The sequence below is a fragment of the Streptomyces sp. NPDC048291 genome (genome assembly GCF_043201715.1).
In the GTDB taxonomy this organism is placed as follows: domain Bacteria; phylum Actinomycetota; class Actinomycetes; order Streptomycetales; family Streptomycetaceae; genus Streptomyces.
The window spans coordinates 198,080-217,412 of the sequence record NZ_JBICZC010000003.1 but is presented as its reverse complement, the minus strand read 5'-3'; the positions used below and the strand labels follow the sequence as shown (position 1 = coordinate 217,412).

Genomic DNA, 19,333 nt, shown 5'->3' with positions numbered 1-19,333 from the left:
CCGCGCCGGTCGGGTTCAGCAGCCGGTGTGGCAGTAACCGGCCCAGACCAGCGGTGAGTTCGTCAGTCGCGCGGAACGCAGCACGGCGTGCAGCGCGGTCGCCGGGCCCTCGGCTCCCGCCGCGGCCGCCGGGGGCAGCGCCAGGCGGCCGAAGAAGCCGCCGGTGATCTCCGGGGCACCCGCGTCGAGCACCGCCCACAGGCTCGCCACGACCTGCCGGAACCCGGCGATCTGGAGCGCGCCGGCCAACGAGAGGGCCTCGTCGGGCAGGGACAGGTCGCCCAACGCGCTCTCGCAGGAGGACAGATAGGCGAGATCGGCGGTGCGCAGCCGCAGCGCGGCGATCTCCCGCATGGTGAGCGGACCGTCCTGGGTGTACAGGGCGGCGCGGCCGGGGTCGCTCGGACTCTGGGCGCTGTGCCCCACGAAGAGCAGCCCGCGATACCGGTGCAGTTCGGCCGTGACGCGTGCCAGGGTCGCTCCGCGTCCGGCCAACACCCGGGAACCGTCGGCCGGTCCCGGGGGCTGCGCGGCGCGAACCGCCCGCACCTCCCGTGCGGCGTGCCGCAGGCGCGGCCGGCCCGGGAGGTGCGGCACACAGACCGTGAGCAGGCCGCGCGGACCGGTCGGGTCCTCGGGGACCGCGGGCGGTCTCCGCGCGGCGATCAGGGAGCGCAGGGTGGGTGTGTAGGAGGAGATCACCCGGTCGGCGACTCCGGTGTCGCGCAGGCGGGCCGGGTCGTAGCGCTGCGCGGCGTGCAGGGGCAGCAGCGAGAGGGGGCCGGTGGGGCACCACCACAGACGCGGCCAGTCGTCGTCGCGGTGGTCCAGGCCGAGCCCGGCAAGTACCGGCCCGGCCACGGCGGTCCACAGCCAGGCCAGCGTCTCGCGCAGGGTCTCGGCGGCGGCCGTACGCTGCCGCGGGGTGCCGGGCCGCCGCAGTCTCGCGACGAGCCGTAAGTGGGCCCGGGCGGCTGTGCGCAGCCGGTCCCGGGTCAGACCCGGCAGCGGGACGCAGCGCACACCGCCGGTGGTGACGACGAGCGCGTCGCAGCGCAGCCTGCTCACGTTGACGACGACCACGGGTCCGTGTTCGGCGGCGGCGCGCAGCTCGGTGGCGTCCGGAGACAGCAGGAACCTCTCCAGCCCGGGCAGGTGCCGGATCTCCGCCAGCAACGTCTCCCGTTCGGCAGCCGCGGCCGAGCAGCGTGCCATGGCCCGGGTGAGCGCCGGGTCCGAGGGCTCCGGTGGTTCCCGCCAGTCGAACGTACGGCGTTCGAGGACGTCCTGGAGCCGGCGCAGCCGGCGGGCCAGCTCGGGGCGGGTCCGGTCGAGCAGGTCGTGCCCGCCGCGCCCGCCCACGGCCTGGGCCAGCAGCACACCCCGCCCCTGTTCCAGCAGCTCCAGCGCCAGCTCGTCGCGCCCCTGCGCGACGGCACAGGCGGCGGCTTCCCCGGCAGCCCCCGAGAACTCCCGCAGCAGCCGCTCCTGATCGAGCCGTCCCAGCCCGAACCAGGCCAGGGACTCCAGCAGTCCCACGGCATCCCGGTAGCCGTCTAGGGCGTCCGTCCGCCGCGGATCGACGGCCGCCGCCAGCCGCCCCCGGTGCAGTGCGGCCCTGGCCCGCCCCAGCACCGGCGCCGTCGGTACGCGCGCCGCCGCCGCGTAGGCGGCAAGCGCACGCTCCCGCTCGCGTACGGCGGGGGACGGGCGCCGGGCGCGGGCCGGCGGCGCCAGTTTCGAGCGCTCCTCGTGGGCCGCGCCCAGGTTGGTCAGGTAACGGCAGCGGTCCGGATCGTCGGCAGGGGCGCGTACGGCTTCGCGGAGCAGGCGCACCGCGCGGTCCAGGTCGGCGGGGGATCGATCGTCGCGGTAGCGGCCGATGAGCGCGTTGCCCAGGTTGGACAGCGCGCCCGGGCGGCCCGGGTCGCCCACGGGGGTCAGCGCGAGTGCCTCCTCGTACGCCGCGACGGCCGCCCTGGCGTGCTCGGGGCCGCCCCGTACGTCGTGCCGCCGCTGGTGAACGGTGCCGAGGTTCTCCAGATGCGCTCTCCGCAACCGGTGCGGACGGCTCAACGCGTCCTGGAGGGCGTCCTCGGCCAGTTCGAGTGCCGTGTCGTCCTTCGTCCGGTCGAAGACGCGCAGGCAGACGGCGGCGAGATTGCCCAGCCGCGAGGCCCAGTCCGGGTGGTCGCGTGAGGTCGCCGCGACCGCGTGCGTCATATGGTCGAGCGCGGCCCGCAACGCGTCCGTGTCCGCCGTCTGCTCGAAGTGGCGTGCCAGGGCCCAGGCCAGGTTCGCCCGTCGGTCCGCCTGTTCGGATGTGTCCGCCGCGGTGTTCCGCAGGCTGTCGGTCAGCAGCCGAACCGCCTCGGCGAGTGAGCGCGCGTCGCCCGTGTGCTCGAAGCGGGTGACGAGCGACGAACCGAGGTTCGACTGGTACAGCCCGCGGTCCGGGTCGTCGTGCGCCGCGGCGCGCAGGGCCAGGCGCTGGACGCGTACCGCCGCCTCCAGGTCGGCCAGGGCGCCGCCGGAGAGCGCGAAACGTGCGGACAGGGCCGCGCCCAGGTTGCCCAGCAGGGCCGCACGGTCCTTGCCGCCGTGCGGCGAGGCGGCGGGTCGTACGCCGCCGTCCGGTGCACCGGACGCGCGGGCGAAGTCGGCGACCGCCGCGTCCAGTGCGTGCCGGTCACCGGTTCGCTCGAACAACGCCCAGTGCGCGGAGCCCCGGTTGCTGTGGAACGCGGCCAGGTGTGGATGGTTCGGCGCGGCCACCGCAAGCGCCCCGTCCAGCAGGACCAGGGCGCGGCGCACGGCGCCGTCGTCGTTCGTACGTTCCGCGTGCCCGAGCACGCGCATGCCCACCGCGTGCCGGGCGAGCGCCAGGACCTGCGTCGCCGGAACACCGCGGTAGACGGTCCGGTACCTGTCGACCAGCGCCGGATCGGGTCCCTCGGGGGTGAGGGCCAGGGCGGCCAGCAACACCTCCGCACCGGCGCGGACTTCGGCGGCATGCCGTGCGGGGTCGTGCCGGCCGCGTTGCCGGTGGAACCGCGCCACCGCCGACGCGCTCCGCAGCGCATCGACGGGCGCGTCCGTTCCGTCGCGGGGCGTCCAGTCGACGCCGGCGAGCACCTCGTCGGCCAGCCGCAGGGCCGTGTCGGCGAGCAGCACGCCGGTGTCGTCCGTCTCCTGGCAGCCGTCCAGAAGCGCGCCGAGCTCCGTCAAGGGGTCGCGGTCGCCGGGCTCCCGAGGATCGGTCCCCGTGCTCAGCGCGTGCCGTCCGGGGCGGGCTCCGGGGCCGGGGGCAGCGCCTTCATGTCGCGGTCCAGCAGCCAGCATCTCGGAGCGAGCAGCAGTGCGGTGCGTACCCGGCGGCACAGGGCGCCGGGGCAGCCGAACTCCTCGCTCGCCGGATCCCACGCGTCGAACCAGGCACTGTCCGACTCCCCGTCCGCGTCCGATTCCCCGTCAGCGTCCGACTCCTCGTCCGCCGCTGTCTCGCCGCCCTCCTCCGCCACTCCGTCGTCGTCGCCGTAACGTACGGTCGAGTCGTCCCGGGCCACGTCGAGCCGCTCGATCGCGTCGACCAGGTCCTGCCATCGCGACAGCAGGGCGGCGGTGGGCGTACCGGGCTCGGTCGCCAGGGCCCGCCAGTCGTCCTGGAGCGAATGGGCGTGCGCCCGCACCCGGATGTCGTGGAACCGCTCGCAGACGTCGTCCCAGCCCAACGGCCCCGTCGTGGCCCCGTCCACCGTGTCCGTCCCGGTCACGTCGCCTCTCCCGCCGCGCGCAGTGTGCCAGAGGATCGTAGCCGCCGCGGCGCCCTTCCGTCGCGGTAAGTGCCGTCGCGGTTACGCTGTAGCGGGCGCCGTGGCGGCGGCAGTCACCGTCGGCAGGGGGCAGAGTGCGGATCACGTTCGCCGAGCAGTTCGGCAGGGCGGCCCAGGCCCGCATCTCGGCCGCGCTGCACCGGGCCCGGACGGCCGACGAACCCGGGAGCGCTCCGGGTCCCTCTTCGTGGGCGCCCGAACACATCCACGTGGAAAGGCAGTTCGCCGGGGGCCTGAGCGGCGCGGTGGTCATCGGTCTGCGGGCGAAGACGGCCGGGGTGTGGACCCGGCACGTCGCCAAACTGGCCCCGGCCGAGGAGGCGCACGACGAACTCGAGGCTTTCCTGCGGATCTTCTCCCAGCTTCCCCACACGCTCTTCGTGCCCATCCGGACCGCAACCCCGGGCGCGCACGACCCCGCCACGGCACAGGAGTTGGAGCCCGACGAGGCGGTGGTCTACGTCGACGTGGCCACGTGGGCCGGGTGCGAGCCGGACCAAGAAGTGCTGAGCCTGGAGCAGTTGGCCGAACGGGCGGTGGCACCGGGCGGGACCGCCGGCGACGTCGAACACGCCGCGGACGCGCTGGACCGTCTGCTGGGCCTCGCCTCCCTGGCGATGTACCAGGGCGCGGTCCCCCGCCGGGACCCCGATGACCGGATGGCGGCGAAGCGGTCGCTCGGCCCCGACGTGACGGTGGTGGTGAACGGCGTCGACGCGAAGGGCCAGCCCGTGTACGGCACGCCGGACCTGGACACCCTCCGAGCCCATCTGGTCGCGCCTCTGGACGTCATCAGGGCGGGGCTCGCACCTCCCGAGGAGGAGGGCGTCCTGACTCCGGGAGGACTCGTCACGCTCACCGTACCGGGGGCGCGGGCCACCGCCGGAGGTCTCCTGGTGGAGCGTGACAACGCGGTGGTGGCCGTGGAGTTCGAGCCCGGCTGCGACGCCGAACTGCGCGACCTGGACCCGGAGAAGGTGCGGTACGTCCACGGCAGGGTGACGGACACCCGCCCGCACCGCGCCCGGCGGCGTATCGCCGCTGCCCTGGGGGCGCTCGGCGACACACCGGGGGTCGTCCGGGTGGGCGGCACGCGTGCCCGGGATCCCTACACGCTGCTCGAACACGTCGTCCACGAGCGCACCGCCGCCACCCTCGTCGGCGTGGTCCACGGCGACCTGAACCACCGCAACATCCTGTTCTGCGACGGCCGGCCCTTCCTCATCGACTACGCCCGAGGACAGCGCGACATGCCGGTGCTGGACGATCTGGCCTGGCTGGAGCTGAACCTGCTGCGCCGGCCCCTCGCCGACGGGCTGAGCTTCGACGACCTGGTGGCCGTACAGCGCGTTCTGCTGCTCGGCGACCTGATGGCCGACCTGCTGCCACCGGGCCCGGACGGTCTCGGCGTGCTCGGCGAACGGCTCGTCGGCCTCGTCGCCCACCGGGGCCGGCACGCGGTCGCCGCGATCCGGCTCCTCTCCGTCCTCCGGGCACGGGTGCGGCGGACATGCGCGGGCAAGGACACCGGGCACCCGTGGTGGAGCGAGTACCAGGTGGCCCTGCTCCTCGCCGCGCACCGCGCGTTCAAGTGGCCGGACGACCAGCAGACGACGGCGTCCTGGCGTGCCCAGGTGGCGTCGGCATGTGTCGCGACGGAAGCCCTGGAGTACGGCGAGTACGGCGAGCACGGCGGTCCCTTCCTGCGGCTGTGGGGCGGCTCCGAACTCGCCGCTGCCGCCCGGGCTCTGCTGCCCCTGCTCCCGGACGAGCCGGATCCTCGCGCGGCCGGTCTCCTGGCCGCGGTGGTCGACGGGCTGCAGACGGAGGCGGGCACCGGTCCCGTCGACGCCCTCCGGAGATTCCGCACCGGTGTGGCCCGCGCGGTGGCCGGTCCGGCCACGCACCGACGGCTGCGGGAACTCGACGGGGAGCGGAAGACGCGCACTCCGTTCATCGACCTGGCCGCGGCGGTGGCGGGTCCTTCACCCGGGCCGGGGCCGAGTCGGCGGGCCTGGTCCGAGGCGCCGAGCGCGGTCGAGGAGGTACTGGCCACGTCGTACGCGCTGGTCCTCGGCGGGGTCGGTTCGGGCCGGACGACCCTGCTCGACGAGGTGGAACGCAGGAGACTGACAGCCCTGCAGAGCGCCGGCGGGACGGCGGGCGCCGCCCCGGGGCTGTTGCCCGTGCGTCTGGCGGGGGCGGCGATCGCCCGGTGCGCGGACGCGGACGCGCTGGAACACCGGATCGGGGCAGTCCTGGAGGCGGTGGCACCCGGCGCCGACCGGACGAACCTCCTCAGGGCGGGCGTGGTGCACCTCCTGGTCGATCTGCCGCGCGGAGCGGAACCACCCACCGCGGCCGGGATCCTGGGTGACTTCACCCGGCGCTGGCCGGCGGTAGGCGTCACGGCGGCGGCGCCGGGCCCCGAGCCGACCGCCGAGTACGACGCCTACACCGCCGTACGCCTGCTGGGGCCCCGGCCGGAGCAGGCCGCGCGCTATCTCGCCCGCCGCTCGGCGCAGCGCGGACTCGGCCCCGAGCACGCCGCGGAACTCACCGACCTGGCACTCTCCGACACCTGGGCGGAGCTGTTGCGGGAGGGACGCTGTTCGCCGCTGCTGCTCGCGCGTCTCGCCCACTGGCCCGTCGGCGGGCCCGCACGGCGCCGGCCGGGCAACGAACACGAGGTGCTGCACGCCTACTTCAAAGAAGTCACCGCGGACTGGCCCGGCCCGGCGCTCCTTCACGTGAAGGCACAGGCCGCGCATCTCACCGACCCCGAGGAGGAGCCGCACGGTGGCCGGGAACTCCCGGAGGACATGTGGGCCCTGCTCGTCGACTCGGGGGTGCTTACCGCGGAGAGAGCCTTCCACCGGGTCGAGGACCGGGAGTACTTCGCGTTCCGCTGGCTGCGTTCGAGGGCCCAGGACAGAGCGCTGCTCCGGCGGTTGGCACTCCGTCACCGCTGGTACGGGGCCTTCCGGCGGCTGGCCGCGCTGACACGGTCGCCCGAGGAGTTGCTGCCGCGCCTCGTCGAGGAACTCGCCGAGGCGGACCCGGTGCAGGCCGCCGCCCTGCTGGGAGCCCCGGCCCTTCCCCCGCGCAGGCCGGTCGCGGCATTCCTGGACCGCCAGGCCACGGTCCTCGCCGACCGGCGGGCCGGGGAGCTGGAGCACCGCGCGGCGGCCGACGCGCTCGCCGCGTTCGACGCGCCGGTCGCCTACCGACACCTGTTCACCGCCCTGGCGGACCCGGACGGCCCGCCGACCGCCCGGACGGCAGCACTGCGCGCCCTGGTCACGGCAGCCCGCACCACCCGTCAGGCCGCGTACGGGCGCCGCATCTCGGAGGAACTGGCCCACCTGCTGGCCCCGTTGCTGACGCCGGACACCCCGCAGGCACTGGCCCTGCCCGCGCTGCACGCCGTTGAGACGCTCACCCTGCGGCGTCTGGCACTCTGCACAGCCGATGTCGTCCGGCCCGGCATGCCGTGGCCCGTGGTCCGGGCGGCGCTCGCCGCCCTGGACGCCCTGGACGTGTCCCAGCCGGCCGCTCTCAAGGAGGCCCGGCAGTCGGCGGAGCGCGAAGGTCTGGCGTACGTCGAGCGGGCCCTGGACGGTCCGGTCTCCGGGGTCTCCGGGGTCTCCGGGGTCTCGGGGGTCTCCGGGGTCTCGGGGGTCTCCGGGGGCGACGCCGCCGCCCTCGCCGTGGAGCGCGTACGGCTCGTGCGGCGGCTGCCCGGTCCCGAGCGCGTCCGGACGCTGCTGGAGCGGCGGTTCGCGCCGGGGATGGGGGAGTTGTGCGGCGAACTGCTGGAGGAGCATGTCCGGGGCGTGCCGCGTCCGGAGACCGCGGCACGGTACGAGGACGTGCTGTGGCGGAGGGGCGAGCCCGACTCCGCCCACGAGGTACTGCGGACCACCACTGACGGGCTCTGCCGCACCGCCGCCCTGCACCGTCTGCTGCTCGACGCACCCGAGCGCGGCGCCGATGTCTTCGCCCTGCTGTCCGGGCCGGACTCGCCCGCCGGGGCAGGCCTCCCCGAGCGCGCCGGGCCCGTGGCGGCCACCGTACGGACGCTGCCCGCGGAACTCCTGGCGCAGGCCGAGCTGTTCGGGGTCAGGGCGGCCGAGGCGTGCGATCCGGACTCCTCCCTCGACGGCATCGCGGCCCTGGCCGACGCCGTACGCGCACGCGACCGGCAGGCCGGGCTCCGGCTCGCGCGCCGGGCGCACCGCCACTTCGCCGCCGGCGGCTTGCCGGCCCGGCTCCGCGGCGCCTGGGCCGCCACCCTGATCCGCTGCTCGGCCGACGCGGACACCGTCACGGCCCTGCTGTCCTCACCCGACACCGACGACCAGGATCTCGCCCTCGATGTCCTGGCGGACCACGGACTCCTGCTGCTGGCGGGGCCGGTCCGGGCCTGCGTCGCCGAAGGCTCCGAAGCCCGCATCGCGGAAGGGGCGCTGAAGCGGCTGCGGGCTGCCGGACCCGCCGACGTACCGCGTTTCGCCCGGGCGTCGGCCGTCCTCGGGCTGGTGGACGCGCTGCCCCTGCTGTGCGACCGGATCGAGCGGTACGACGGCGCGGACCCGGCGGTACCGGTCTCGCTCGGAGCCCTCGGGGTGTGGGAGGTACCGCCGTTCGCGGACCTCCTCGCGGCGACGGGTTACCTGGCCGCCCGTGCGGGCGCCGGGAATCCGGACGCCGTCCGGGCGTACCGGGCGGTACGGGACTTCGACACGTCCGGTGCCCATCCCGGCGTGGCGGTGGGCAGGCTCGCCGCCCTGGCCGTGGCGGGAGACTGGCCGCCCGTGCTCGACGCCCTCCCTGGCGAGGATCCCCGGCTGCCCGCCATCGCCGGGAACGCCCTCGTCCACTGGCTCCCCGGTCCGTTCACCCCGGCCGGTGCCGACGCGTCCGAGGCCGCCCGTCGGGTTGCCGACCGCCTGGCCCAGGACGAGACACTGCCGCCCGACGCACGCTCCCACCTGTACGGCCTGCGGACCACACTGGAAGGCCGTACCGGAACCGCCACCGTCGCCCGCCCCGCTCACACCCCGCTGTAGCGATAGCCCGCCCACTCCACCGGCGGCAACCGGTCGCGCACCGCGCGGACGGCGGTGTGCAGGGCCTGCGCCCCCCACGGCTCCGCCGCCCCCGCCGCGGGCTTCTCGTGGCCGTAGACGTGCCGCACGACCTCCGGCGCGGTCTCGTCCATGACCGCCCATGCGGCGCTGATCACCTGGCGGTAGCCGGCGATCAGCAGCGCGCCCGCGAGGTCGAGGGTCTCGTCCGGCAGGTCGGGATCCGCCGCCCCGCCCTCGCAGGACGACAGGAACGCGATGCCGGCCCCGCGCACTTCGAGGGTGCAGATCTCGGCGACCGTCAGCGGACCGTCGTCACGTCCGCCGAGCGGAACGAACGGTTGGGCACCCGGCTGCGGCGTTCGCGCCTCCGGACGCCCCTCCCGATGCCCGGCGCGTGGGACCCCGCGCGCCGGGCGTTCTCATGCCCGCTCCGGGGCGGGCCGGCCGCCCACGGCCTCCTCCTCGGTGTCCTCGGCCTCCCAGCGCAGCAGGTCGCCCGGCTGGCACTCCAGGACCTCGCAGAGTGCGGCGAGGGTCGCGAAGCGCACCGCCTTGGCGCGGCCGTTCTTGAGTACCGCCAGGTTGGCGGGGGTGATCCCCACGCGGTCCGCGAGCTCGCCCACGGACATCTTCCGCCTGGCCAGCATCACGTCGATGTCGACGGCGATCGGCATCAGATGACCTCGTCCAGCTCGGCCTGCATCTGCGTCGCCTCGACGTCGCGGGCGACCGCCTGGGCGAGCAGCATCCGCAGTACGAGCACGATGAGCGCCACCCCGAGGACGGCCACGCCGATCCCGGCCATGATGACGCTGACGCCCGGGTCGTCCCGCTGGCCCGGCGCGTTGACGGCCGTGACCGCGAACCACAGGAGGGCGATCGCCACGATCGAGCCGATCACGCCGTCCACGTACCGGAAGGCGGCGTGCGAGAACACGGTTCCGCGTCGCACCATCGTCACCAGCCGCCACACGCAGACCAGGGCGACCTGGACCGAGGCCATGCCCAGGATCGTGATCAGGCGGAACGCGGTCAGCGGGAGCGTTCCGTCCTCCGGGTCGTTCCCGCTGATCAACGTCCACAGCATCATCGCCTGTATGAGCACGGTGCCACCGAGCACCACCGCGAGCACGGTGCGCAGCGCGCGCACGGTCATTTTTCCCACAGCCCGTCCTTCCATCGACTCACGATGGGAATCTATCGAGATTCGATAGATTGGACAAGGGGGTGGGGGTCACTGCGGGCAGCGTGCTCAGTCCATGCCGCCGAAGACGTTCTGGTCCCAGTCGATGACGGATCCGGTCACCACTCCGCTGCGGTCGGAGAGCAGCAGGACGACGAAGTCGGCGATCTCGTCGACCTGGCCGAGCCTGCCCATGGGCTGGGCCGCCGCGGCCCGCTCCCGCCAGTCGTCGCCCGCCCCGTGGAAGGCGCGCTGCACGGCGTCCTCGCCCTCGGTGTCGGTCCAGCCGATGTTGAGGCCGTTGATCCGGATCCGGTCCCAGCGGTGGGCGTGGGCCGCGTTGCGGGTCAGCCCGGCGAGTCCGGCCTTGGCCGCGGAGTAGGGCGCCAGGAAGGGCGGGCCGCCGTGGGCGCAGTTGGAGATGATGTTGACGATGGTGCCGGGCGCCTCGCGGGCCTTCATGTCGGCCACCGCCGCCTGCATCGCGAAGAACGGTGCCCGCAGGTTGATCGCCATGTGCTGGTCGAACAACTCGGGTGTGGTGTCCAGGAGCGAGCCGCGGGAGGTCAGGCCGGCCGCGTTGACCAGGCAGTCGATCCGGCCGTGCGCCTCCACGGTGTGTGCGACGGAGTCGCGGGCCTGCGCCGGGTCGGCGAGGTCGGCCCGTACGAAGCGCGCGCCGGTGTCGGCGGCGAGTTTCCCGCCGACCTCGGGGCGCCGGCCGGTGAGGACGACGGCCGCGCCCTCGCGTACGGCCGCCCGCACGATGCCGGCCCCGACGCCCTGGCTGCCGCCGTTGACCAGGACGACCTTGTCCTGAAGAAGTGCCATGAGTGCGGTGTTCCCTTCAGCTGTGGCGGCGCTCGGCGCCGGCGTGGAGTTCCCGGCGCAGCCGCTCGGGGGTCCAGCCCTCGTCGACGGCCTGCCACAGGGTGTCGGCCTGGGAGGGCGGGGCGAGACCGTCGACCGGCGGGTCGAGGTCCAGGTTGGTGGGGAAGGGGTAGCCCTCGGCGGTCGCGGCGACCACGCGGCGCAGCCAGTTCTGCGAGAAACCCTCGTCCCTGCGGCGCAGCAGCACCGGGAAGACGGCGTTCGCCATCGCCTCGCGGTCCACCGTCTCCATCGCGCGCCCGAAGGCGGAGGAGACCTGCAGCAGGTTCGCCATGCGGCGGATGCCGGTGGAGCGGTTGTGCCCGGCGGCGTGGAAGAGCGCGGGGTTGAAGAAGACCGCGTCGCCCTTGTCCAGGGGCAGCTGCACATGGTGGGCGTCGAAGTACCCGACGAACTCGGGGAGCCGCCAGGCGAGATAGCCGGGCTCGAACTTCTGCGAGTGCGGCAGATAGAGGGTCGGGCCGGACTCGACGGGCATGTCGCAGTGGGCGACGGCGCCCTGGAGGGTGAGGACGGGCGACAGGCGGTGGACGTGCGCCGGGTAGCCGGCGGCGCGCTCCTGGGAGAGGAACCCGAGGTGGTAGTCGCGGTGCACACTCTGCGCGGCACCACCCGGGTTGACGACGTTGACCTGCGAGGTCACCTGGTAGGCGGGGCCCAGCCAGGCCTCGGCGACCAGCGCCAGCAGGTCGTTCGCGTAGTAGTCGGCGAACACCTCGGGCGCCCGTACGGCCATCTTGTCCAGCGCGTTCCAGACGCGGTCGTTGGCGCCCGGCCGGGCGAAGTGGTCGCCGCGGGCGGTCCCGCTCGCGCGCTCCTCCTCGATCAGCCCGGTGAAGGCCCCGGTGGCCCGGTCGACGACGTCCGGGTCGTCGAACGCGCCCTTGAGGACGACGACACCGGGGCCGTCGAGCAGCGCGCTGACCAGCTCGTCCTGGATCCCGAGGCGCCCGTCGGGGGTGGCGGCGAGGGTACGCAGCCGGTCGCTGTCGTAGAGGGGCACGTTCTGTTCCACGCGCTCCGCGGAAGGGTGGTCGGCGGCGTCGGTCTCCTGCTCGACGAGCGAGCGGAACGCGTCGAGGTCACAGTCGGCCTCGGTCAGCCGAGTCGTCGGCCGAGTCCGCCGTGCCGTGGTCTGGGAGGGCATCAGGGTCCTTTCGCCGTGCCTGTCCTTCTGCCAGTCTTGAGAACCCGAACCCATCATTCAATCCTCAGCAGTGCATCAAAAGTCCATCACCGTCCACCGGGATCCGTCATGCGCCATCCCTACACGATCAGGGAAATCGCCCGTCAGGCAGGGCTGAGCACGGCCACCGTCGACCGTGTCCTCCACCAGCGGGGCAATGTCCGCGAGGGCACCGTCCGCGAGGTCCACCAGGCCGTCAAGGACCTGGACCGGCAGCAGGCCCAGGTCCGCATCGGCGGCCGTACCTTCATGATCGACATCGTGATGCAGGCCCCGGACCGGTTCTCCACCGCCGTACGCGAGGCGCTGGAGGCCGAACTGCCCGCCCTGCACCCGGCCGTCGTACGCTCCCGGTTCCACTTCCGCGAGACCTGCCCGCCCCGGGACCTTGTCTCCGCCCTGGAGAAGATCGCCGGGCGCGGTACCCAGGGCGTGATCCTCAAGGCCCCCGACGTACCGGAGATCACCGCCGCGGTGGGGCGGCTGGTCGCGGCCGGGATCCCCGTCGTCACCCTGGTGACCGACCTCCCGCACAGCGCCCGCCTCGCCTACGTCGGCATCGACAACCGCGCGGCCGGCGCCACCGCCGCCTACCTCCTCGGACAGTGGCTCGGCGACCGGCCGGGCAACGTGCTCACCACCATCAGCCGCGGCTCCTTCCGCGGCGAGGAGGAGCGCGAGATGGGCTTCCGCGGTGCCATGCGCGCCGACCAGCCGCGGCGGACCCTGGTCGAGGTCACCGACAGCGACGGCCTGGACGCCACCCAGTACGACCTCGTGCTCGACGCGCTCGAACGCGACGAGGACATCGTCGCCGTGTACTCCGTGGGTGGCGGCAACCACGCCACCCTGGAGGCCTTCGCGGCCCTCGGACGCGCCTGCGCGGTGTTCGTCGCCCACGACCTCGACCACGACAACACCCGCCTGCTGCGCGAGCGCCGCCTGTCCGCGGTCCTCCACCACGACCTGCGCCAGGACATGCGCCGCGCCTGCCAGATCATCATGCGGGCCCACGGGGCGCTCCCGGAGGACAGCCCCGTTCCGCCCTCGGCCATCCAGGTCGTCACGCCGATGAACCTGCCGCCCGGGACCGAGACCGCCGCACCTCCCGGCCAGCCGAACCGGACCACCCGGGACTCGCCGAACCCACGGCCGCGGAACGCGTGATCAGCGCCGCCGCCTCCGGTACGACCAGCCGGTGCCGATGCCCGCGACGTGCAGGGCCAGGGCGGTCAGCCCCAGCAGCATCACGTTCGTGGAGGTGAACGTGTCGTTGGTGCTGATGTCCGCCGCGTTGATCAGAAAGGCGATGAAGAACAGGACTGCCGCAACCATGCCGGGCATGAACGGGCTCCTCTCGATGGGGTGACATCCCGTATGCCCGCACATCGGCTCCACAAGCCCGTCACCCGACCGCACCGGCAATCACACCGGCAGGCCTGCCCCCTGGCCGAGGAGTGCCGCCGCCCGACGTGTCCGGGCGCCGCCTCGGCGGACGCTCAGTCGAGGCAGAACTCGTTGCCCTCGACGTCCTGCATTGCGATGCAGGACTCGTTCTCGTCGTCGGCGGGCAGCAGTTGCACGCGCACCGCGCCGAGCGCGACCAGCCGTGCGCATTCGGCCTCCAGCGTGGCCAGGCGTTCCTCGCCCACGAGTCCGGTGGCGGCCCGCACGTCGAGATGCACGCGGTTCTTGACGACCTTGCCTTCCGGGACGCGCTGGAAGTACAGCCGCGGACCGACCCCCGAGGGATCACTGCAGGCGAACCACGAACCCCGGTCCTCCGCAGGCAGGGAGCGGTTGGCGTCCTCCCAGGTGGCGAAGCCTGCCGGTGGCGGGGGTGCGACGTACCCCAGCACCTCGCACCAGAAACGAGCGACGCGCTCGGGTTCCGCGCAGTCGAAGGTGACCTGGAACCGCTTGATCGACGGCATCGGCGCACCATAGCAGGAGCCTTGGCAGGGGCTCGCCCGCGGACAATCGGTTGTTTCCTCTGATAAGGGGTCAAGTACCTGGCAGATTTCTCAATTCGGCGCGACAACCGTGGAACGCGGCCAGAATGTGGCGGTGAGGCCGGTGGTGTGGGGCGCCGGTTGTCGCGTGCTGTGAAAAGAGAGTTCCGTCTTCGGGCAACGGCGTCCGCTCCGCGGCGAAGGAGGGTGCCATGGCCGCTCACGCGAAAGCGATCGGGATCTGGTGGCTGGCCACCATGGCTGCCCTGACCACGGCGGTCATCGCCGTCGTCCTCATGGTCCAGGCCGACTCGGGGGAGGCGTCCCCGCCCTCGCCGACCCCTCTCACCGCACCGCCGGCCGACACGTCCCCGACGACGGGCGCCACGCCCTAGCCACCGTCGGCGAGCGGTGCCGCGGCCGTCGTCCTGGTCGGCCGGCGCCGGCCGGCTGAGCGACGGGCGGCGCCTCCTCAGACCGTCGACAGGTCGATCGCGCGGTCCAGGTCGTGCGGTCGCAGGACGCGCAGGATCGCTTCGAGGAGGTAGTAGTCGGCGTAGGGGAGGGAGATCTCGATGCCGTCCTCGGCCGGGCGGTTGCGGGTGCAGCGGGCCACCACGGCCTCGGCGCGGCCGGAGTCGGTGGTGAGGCAGGTCCCGCACAGGGCGCCGAGGATGCGCAGCGCGGTGGTGCGGTAGCGCCCGCTGCCCGTGGCGGCGGCCAGGTCGAGCAGTCCGCAGGCCATGACGGCCGCGGCGGAGGCGTCCTTGACGTCGTGCGGTTGCTGCGGTGCGCGGTAGTCCCAGACGGGTATGTGGTCCGGGCCGAGGGCCTGGACGGCGAAGTCGGCGAGGGCGCGGGCGGTGGTGAGGAACCCGTGGTCGCCGGTGCGGCGGTACATCGTGGTGAAGCCGTAGATGCCCCAGGCCTGTCCGCGGGCCCAGCAGGAGGTGGGGCTGTAGCCCTGGACGGTGTTCGGGCCGATGGGGGTGCCGGTGGCGGGGTCGAGGTCGTAGACGTGCGGGGTGGAGCCGTCCGGCCGCGGGAAGAGCCGCCGGGCGGTCTGCGCGTGTCCCACCGCCGCGTCCATGAACGCGCCGTCGCCGGTCTGCCGGGCGGCGAAGACGAGCAGGTCGAGGTTCATCATCGTGTCGATGATCATGCGCCCCGCGTTGTCGGAGGTGCTGAGCGCACCCCAGGCCCGGATGTAGCGGCCCCGCGGGTTGTAGCGCTGGAGCAGTGAGCGCGCCGCCTGTACGGCGCCGTCCCGCCAGGACGTGTCGCCGGTCAGCCGCCAGGCGGTGACCCAGGACGGGGTGAACAGGAAGCCCAGGTCGTGCGTGCCGGTGTCGTACTGGCGCGGGGCCAGTTTCGCGGCCGACGCGAGGGCGAGGTCGCGCAGGTTGTCGTCGCCGCTGTGCAGCCAGCTCATCCAGAGGACGCCGGGCCAGAACCCGCCCACCCAGTCGCCGTTCTGGGAGTAGACCCACTTCTCGAACTTCGTCCCGACGGGGAAGCCGCTCACCCCGGGCGCGACGGCACGCACCTTCGCGACCGCGTAGTCGGCCGCGTCCCGCAGCACCTCCTCCGTCGCCGTCGGCACCCGGCCGGCGAGCGCCTGCGCGGACTGAGGTACGGCGGCGGACGCGACCGCGGCGCCGCCTGCGGTGGCCAGCACGGCCCTGCGGGACATGTGCATGGGTGCCTTCCTCTCCAACTGAACCGATGAGTGGGGGAGTTGAAGGAGTCTCGCATGCGACGACACGTGCGTACATACATGTGCGCAAGGTTCAGGTACGTGAATACTTGTGAGGGGTCACCGGGGACGGCGAAGGGCCCGGCGCGCGGGGTGCCGGGCCCTTCGGGGCGGACGGTCGGTCAACCTGCCTACAGGCTGCGGGCGGTGATGTCGCCACGGGACGTGGTGGCGCGGATGTCGAGCTCGGTGGTGCCGTCGTTCTTGAGGGCGTTGTCGACGCGGCCGGTGCCGGTGCCGGCGTCCAGGGCGGCCGAGGCGCCGGTGGCGGCGCCGACCGAGATGTCGCCGTCCTGGGTGCGGAGCACGACCGTGCCGCGGGTCGCCTCGCCGATCCGGATGTCGCCCCGTGCGGTGCTGATCTCCGCGGGCCCGCCCAGCCGGCCGACCTCGACGTCGCCGTCGGTCGCGGTGAGGCGCAGGCTCGCGGCCTCGTCGATCTTGATCTCGCGGTACGCGCCGTCGAAGACGACGTCGCCGAGGCGTCCGACGCCGCGCAGTTCGGTGGAGGCCGCCCTGACCTCGACGCCGGAGCCGGCGGGCAGCCGGACGGTGACCTCCACGGAGCCGGAGGGGCCGAAGAGCTGGTTGCCGGGGGTCCCGGACGTGATCCGCAGGACGCCGTCGGAGTAGGAGACGGTGGTCGCCTCCGCCGCCTTCACGTCGCGGCTCTTGGCGGGGCCGGCGGGCAGAACCTCGACGGTGGTGTCGGCGCGGTCCGCCGCGATGAACTGGACGCGTCCGGCGGGGATGTCCAGGACGGCGGAGATCGGGGCGGGGGTGTCGAACTTCTGCATCGTGGTCTCCCGTTTGGCCTCGTTGTTTCTGACAACGGAAACGCTACGTTGCTTTCCTGTTTGCGACAACGCGTTTGTTGCGTACGACTGATATATAGGCAGCTAAGAGCATGTAAACTGTTGCAACGGTCCTGAAGGTAACGCAACGGCGGATGATCTGTCATTGCAATGAGCCGTGAGTGAACGCTATGCTCGCGAGGTCAGGGACCGCCCTGCGGGAACAACGAGGAGATCGCGATGCCGGGAGGCAGGCTCAGCCAGCAGGAACGCCAGCAGATCGCGCTGGGGCTGGCCGACAGCCTCCCCTACGCCGAGATCGCCCGCCGTATCGACCGTCCGACCTCGACGGTCACGCGTGAGGTGATGCGCAACGGCGGTCCCACCGCCTACCGCGCCGACCTGGCCCACCGGGCCACCGAGCGCCGCGCCCACCGGCGCCGGCCCGCCTCCTCCCGGGGGCCGGGAGCGGTCCCGCAGCCGCACGGACGGGACGCCGACGCCGTCGCCGAGTACGAGGAGACGCTCACCACCGTCTTCATGCAGTCGGGCACGCCCAAGATGATGGCCCGGGTGCTGGCCTGTCTCTGCGTCAGTGACGCGGCCAGCCTCACCGCGTCCGAACTCGTCCAGCGGCTCCGGGTCAGCCCGGCGTCCGTCTCCAAGGCGGTCGCGTTCCTGGAGGAGCAGGGGCTGGTCCGCAGGGAGCGCGACGAACGCCGCCGCGAGCGGTACTTCGTCGACGACGACGTCTGGTACCAGTCGATGATGGCCAGCGCGCGCGGCACCGCCCAGATCGCCGAGACCGCACGACAGGGTGTCACCGTCCTCGGCCCGCGCACCCCCGCCGCCGACCGCCTGGAGAACATCGCCCGTTTTCTCGACTTCGTCAGCGAGAGCATCGCCCGCGCCGCCGAGCAGGCCCGCGAAGTCCTGCACAGCAGACCCGCGTAGCCGGCCGACCGGATCGATCTTGGCGGTTCGCTCACCGTTCACAACCACCTCACCTGCGCGAAGGCGGCCGTTCGGGCTGCGCAGGAAGGGTCCTGGCGGCCTGTCACAACGACACCCCAGGACGGACTTCGTGACCGAATCACGTGCTCGCCGGTGGCGCCGCAGCCTCCGCGTTCTGCTCGTCGCCGTCGCCGGACCGACGCTAGCCGTCGGCGCCCTGACGGCGTCCCCCGCCCACGCGGCGGCGGCCGACGACATCCGGATCAACGAGGTGGTGACCACCGGAGACGTCAACGACTCCGTGGAGCTCTACAACAAGGGCACCGCCACGGTGGATCTCTCCGGCTGGATCCTCCGGGACGACAACGACAGCTCCAAGTACGCGATAGCTTCCGGGACCACGCTCGCCCCCGGTGGCTTCGTCGCCTTCGACGTGCACAACTCCTTCGGTCTGGGCTCCGACGACGAGGCGCGCCTCTACCTCGCCGACGGCACCACCCTGGTCGACAGCTTCGGCTGGACCCAGCACTCCGACCCCTCGTGGTCGCGCTGCCCCGACGGCACCGGCGCCTTCGGCTCGGCCGCGCTCACCCTCGGCGCCGCCAACGACTGCGGCTCCGGCGGCATTTCGGCGACCGCGTGGCCGGGCGGCAGCTCGGTCGCCACCGCCGACACCAAGAACGCCTTCGGCTCCGACATGAGCGGCCTCTACCAGGAGGGGAGCGTGATGTGGGCGGCACAGAACAGCGGCAAGCTGTGGCGGCTGGTGCCGAACGGCTCCACCGCCTGGAAGGCCGACACCGCCAACGGCTGGACGTCCGGCAAGACGCTCAAGTTCCCCGGCGGTTCGGGCACGCCCGACGACGAGGGCGTCACGCTGACCGGCTCCGGCTCCGCCGGGGGCGTCTTCGTGTCGAGTGAGCGCAACGCGGACTCCTCCGGCACCAGCAGGCTCTCCGTCCTCAAGTACGACGTGAGCGGCACCGCCACCACCCTCACCGCCTCCACCGAGTGGAACCTGACCTCCGACCTGCCGTCGGTGGGCTCCAACCTCGGCCTGGAGGGCATCACCTGGGTCCCCGACGCCACCCTGACCGCCGCCGGCTTCAAGGACGCCTCGACCGGTGCCGCCTACAACCCGGCGAACTACGGCTCGCACTCCGGCGGGGTCTTCTTCGTCGGCGTCGAGGGCACCGGCATGATCTACGGCTACGTCCTCAAGGACGGCGGTACCTTCACCCGCGTCGCGTCCGTCAGCAGCGGCATGGCCGGTGTCATGGAGCTCCAGTGGGAGCCGCAGGCGTCCCGCCTCTGGGCGGTCTGCGACGACACCTGCTCCGGCCAGCACCGCACCCTGCAGATCAACTCCTCCGGCGTCCTCGCCACCACCGCCGTCTACAACCGCCCGACCGGCATGGGCAACTACAACAACGAGGGCTTCGCCGTCTCCGGCTCCGACGCGTGCAGCGGCGGCACCAAGCCCGTGTGGTGGTCCGACGACAGCAACGACAGCGGCCACGCGCTGCGCGGAGGCACCGTCACCTGCTGAGGCCTGCCGGGCCTCCCGCGCCGCGCTGTATCGTACGCGCGGCATCACACGCACCACCGGAACACGCGTCAACTCCCGTACCGGCACGTCGACTTCACCGTCGTGCCGGTTCCTTTCGCCGCCCCCCGGAGGAACCGTGGCA

The 19,333-nt window shown here is 73.3% G+C and carries 16 protein-coding genes; 5 read left to right on the top strand and 11 right to left on the bottom strand.

Annotated features, from left to right (window positions below):
- Positions 1–15 precede the first annotated feature (15 nt).
- Both ACGF5O_RS08615 and ACGF5O_RS08610 read right to left on the bottom strand, forming a co-directional pair.
- Positions 16–3,228 carry a CHAT domain-containing protein gene (locus tag ACGF5O_RS08615; protein ID WP_393809173.1) on the bottom strand — a complete coding sequence of 1,071 codons (3,213 nt, stop codon included), beginning with the start codon at positions 3,226–3,228 and terminating at the stop codon, positions 16–18.
- 41 nt (positions 3,229–3,269) lie between these two features.
- Positions 3,270–3,773, bottom strand: a complete 504-nt coding sequence (locus tag ACGF5O_RS08610) for a hypothetical protein (protein ID WP_393809172.1) — start codon at positions 3,771–3,773, stop codon at positions 3,270–3,272.
- Between the two features lie 134 nt (positions 3,774–3,907).
- Between ACGF5O_RS08610 and ACGF5O_RS08605 the strand changes: the two genes are divergently transcribed.
- On the top strand, positions 3,908–8,905 hold the full coding sequence (locus ACGF5O_RS08605) for a hypothetical protein (protein WP_393809171.1): 4,998 nt from the start codon (positions 3,908–3,910) through the stop codon (positions 8,903–8,905).
- Here the strand turns inward: ACGF5O_RS08605 and ACGF5O_RS08600 are convergent.
- The 5 genes from ACGF5O_RS08600 to ACGF5O_RS08580 form a co-directional block, all read right to left on the bottom strand.
- Entirely contained in the window at positions 8,890–9,198 is a 309-nt protein-coding gene (locus tag ACGF5O_RS08600) for a CHAT domain-containing protein (protein ID WP_393809170.1), read from the bottom strand. The genes ACGF5O_RS08605 and ACGF5O_RS08600 overlap by 16 nt on opposite strands.
- 147 nt (positions 9,199–9,345) lie before the next feature.
- Positions 9,346–9,600: a helix-turn-helix domain-containing protein gene (locus ACGF5O_RS08595; RefSeq protein WP_393809169.1), complete on the bottom strand. Its 255-nt coding sequence runs from the start codon at positions 9,598–9,600 to the stop codon at positions 9,346–9,348.
- Entirely contained in the window at positions 9,600–10,091 is a 492-nt protein-coding gene (locus tag ACGF5O_RS08590; protein ID WP_393809168.1) for a DUF2975 domain-containing protein, read from the bottom strand. Before ACGF5O_RS08590 ends, ACGF5O_RS08595 begins: the two co-directional genes overlap by 1 nt.
- Positions 10,092–10,178: 87 nt before the next feature.
- Positions 10,179–10,940 (bottom strand): SDR family oxidoreductase, encoded by a 762-nt coding sequence (locus tag ACGF5O_RS08585; RefSeq protein WP_393809167.1) that lies wholly within the window; start codon positions 10,938–10,940, stop codon positions 10,179–10,181.
- A 16-nt stretch (positions 10,941–10,956) separates the two neighbouring features.
- Positions 10,957–12,147 carry a phytanoyl-CoA dioxygenase family protein gene (locus ACGF5O_RS08580; RefSeq protein WP_393809166.1) on the bottom strand — a complete coding sequence of 397 codons (1,191 nt, stop codon included), beginning with the start codon at positions 12,145–12,147 and terminating at the stop codon, positions 10,957–10,959.
- Between the two features lie 108 nt (positions 12,148–12,255).
- On the opposite strand from ACGF5O_RS08580, the gene ACGF5O_RS08575 reads away from it, so the two are divergent.
- Positions 12,256–13,353, top strand: a complete 1,098-nt coding sequence (locus ACGF5O_RS08575; RefSeq protein WP_393809165.1) for a LacI family DNA-binding transcriptional regulator — start codon at positions 12,256–12,258, stop codon at positions 13,351–13,353.
- Here the strand turns inward: ACGF5O_RS08575 and ACGF5O_RS08570 are convergent, their stop codons facing one another.
- The gene (locus ACGF5O_RS08570; protein ID WP_393809164.1) at positions 13,354–13,530 is read right to left on the bottom strand and encodes a hypothetical protein; all 177 of its coding nucleotides are present in this window, start codon (positions 13,528–13,530) and stop codon (positions 13,354–13,356) included.
- A gap of 155 nt (positions 13,531–13,685) precedes the next feature.
- On the bottom strand, positions 13,686–14,120 hold the full coding sequence (locus tag ACGF5O_RS08565; RefSeq protein WP_393809163.1) for a VOC family protein: 435 nt from the start codon (positions 14,118–14,120) through the stop codon (positions 13,686–13,688).
- 230 nt (positions 14,121–14,350) lie between these two features.
- Between ACGF5O_RS08565 and ACGF5O_RS08560 the strand changes: the two genes are divergently transcribed.
- On the top strand, positions 14,351–14,533 hold the full coding sequence (locus ACGF5O_RS08560) for a hypothetical protein (RefSeq protein WP_393809162.1): 183 nt from the start codon (positions 14,351–14,353) through the stop codon (positions 14,531–14,533).
- 77 nt (positions 14,534–14,610) lie between these two features.
- Here the strand turns inward: ACGF5O_RS08560 and ACGF5O_RS08555 are convergent, their stop codons facing one another.
- Together ACGF5O_RS08555 and ACGF5O_RS08550 are read right to left on the bottom strand one after the other, a co-directional pair.
- Complete coding sequence (locus tag ACGF5O_RS08555; protein WP_393809161.1) at positions 14,611–15,837, bottom strand: glucuronyl hydrolase; 1,227 nt, start codon at positions 15,835–15,837, stop codon at positions 14,611–14,613.
- Positions 15,838–16,025: 188 nt separating this feature from the next.
- On the bottom strand, positions 16,026–16,691 hold the full coding sequence (locus ACGF5O_RS08550) for a DUF4097 family beta strand repeat-containing protein (protein WP_393809160.1): 666 nt from the start codon (positions 16,689–16,691) through the stop codon (positions 16,026–16,028).
- Between the two features lie 237 nt (positions 16,692–16,928).
- Here ACGF5O_RS08550 and ACGF5O_RS08545 point away from each other — a divergent pair, with 237 nt between their 5' ends.
- Together ACGF5O_RS08545 and ACGF5O_RS08540 are read left to right on the top strand one after the other, a co-directional pair.
- Positions 16,929–17,642 (top strand): helix-turn-helix domain-containing protein, encoded by a 714-nt coding sequence (locus ACGF5O_RS08545; RefSeq protein ID WP_393809159.1) that lies wholly within the window; start codon positions 16,929–16,931, stop codon positions 17,640–17,642.
- Positions 17,643–17,772: 130 nt separating this feature from the next.
- Positions 17,773–19,191, top strand: a complete 1,419-nt coding sequence (locus ACGF5O_RS08540; RefSeq protein WP_393809158.1) for a lamin tail domain-containing protein — start codon at positions 17,773–17,775, stop codon at positions 19,189–19,191.
- Positions 19,192–19,333: the final 142 nt, after the last annotated feature.

Coding starts and splice junctions, on each gene's coding strand:
- ACGF5O_RS08570 (WP_393809164.1), bottom strand. CDS start 13,530: ATGCCCGGCATGGTTGCGGCAGTCCTGTTCTTCATCGCCTTTCTGATC.
- ACGF5O_RS08595 (WP_393809169.1), bottom strand. CDS start 9,600: ATGCCGATCGCCGTCGACATCGACGTGATGCTGGCCAGGCGGAAGATG.
- ACGF5O_RS08555 (WP_393809161.1), bottom strand. CDS start 15,837: ATGCACATGTCCCGCAGGGCCGTGCTGGCCACCGCAGGCGGCGCCGCG.
- ACGF5O_RS08580 (WP_393809166.1), bottom strand. CDS start 12,147: ATGCCCTCCCAGACCACGGCACGGCGGACTCGGCCGACGACTCGGCTG.
- ACGF5O_RS08585 (WP_393809167.1), bottom strand. CDS start 10,940: ATGGCACTTCTTCAGGACAAGGTCGTCCTGGTCAACGGCGGCAGCCAG.
- ACGF5O_RS08565 (WP_393809163.1), bottom strand. CDS start 14,120: ATGCCGTCGATCAAGCGGTTCCAGGTCACCTTCGACTGCGCGGAACCC.
- ACGF5O_RS08550 (WP_393809160.1), bottom strand. CDS start 16,691: ATGCAGAAGTTCGACACCCCCGCCCCGATCTCCGCCGTCCTGGACATC.
- ACGF5O_RS08545 (WP_393809159.1), top strand. CDS start 16,929: ATGCCGGGAGGCAGGCTCAGCCAGCAGGAACGCCAGCAGATCGCGCTG.
- ACGF5O_RS08560 (WP_393809162.1), top strand. CDS start 14,351: ATGGCCGCTCACGCGAAAGCGATCGGGATCTGGTGGCTGGCCACCATG.
- ACGF5O_RS08575 (WP_393809165.1), top strand. CDS start 12,256: ATGCGCCATCCCTACACGATCAGGGAAATCGCCCGTCAGGCAGGGCTG.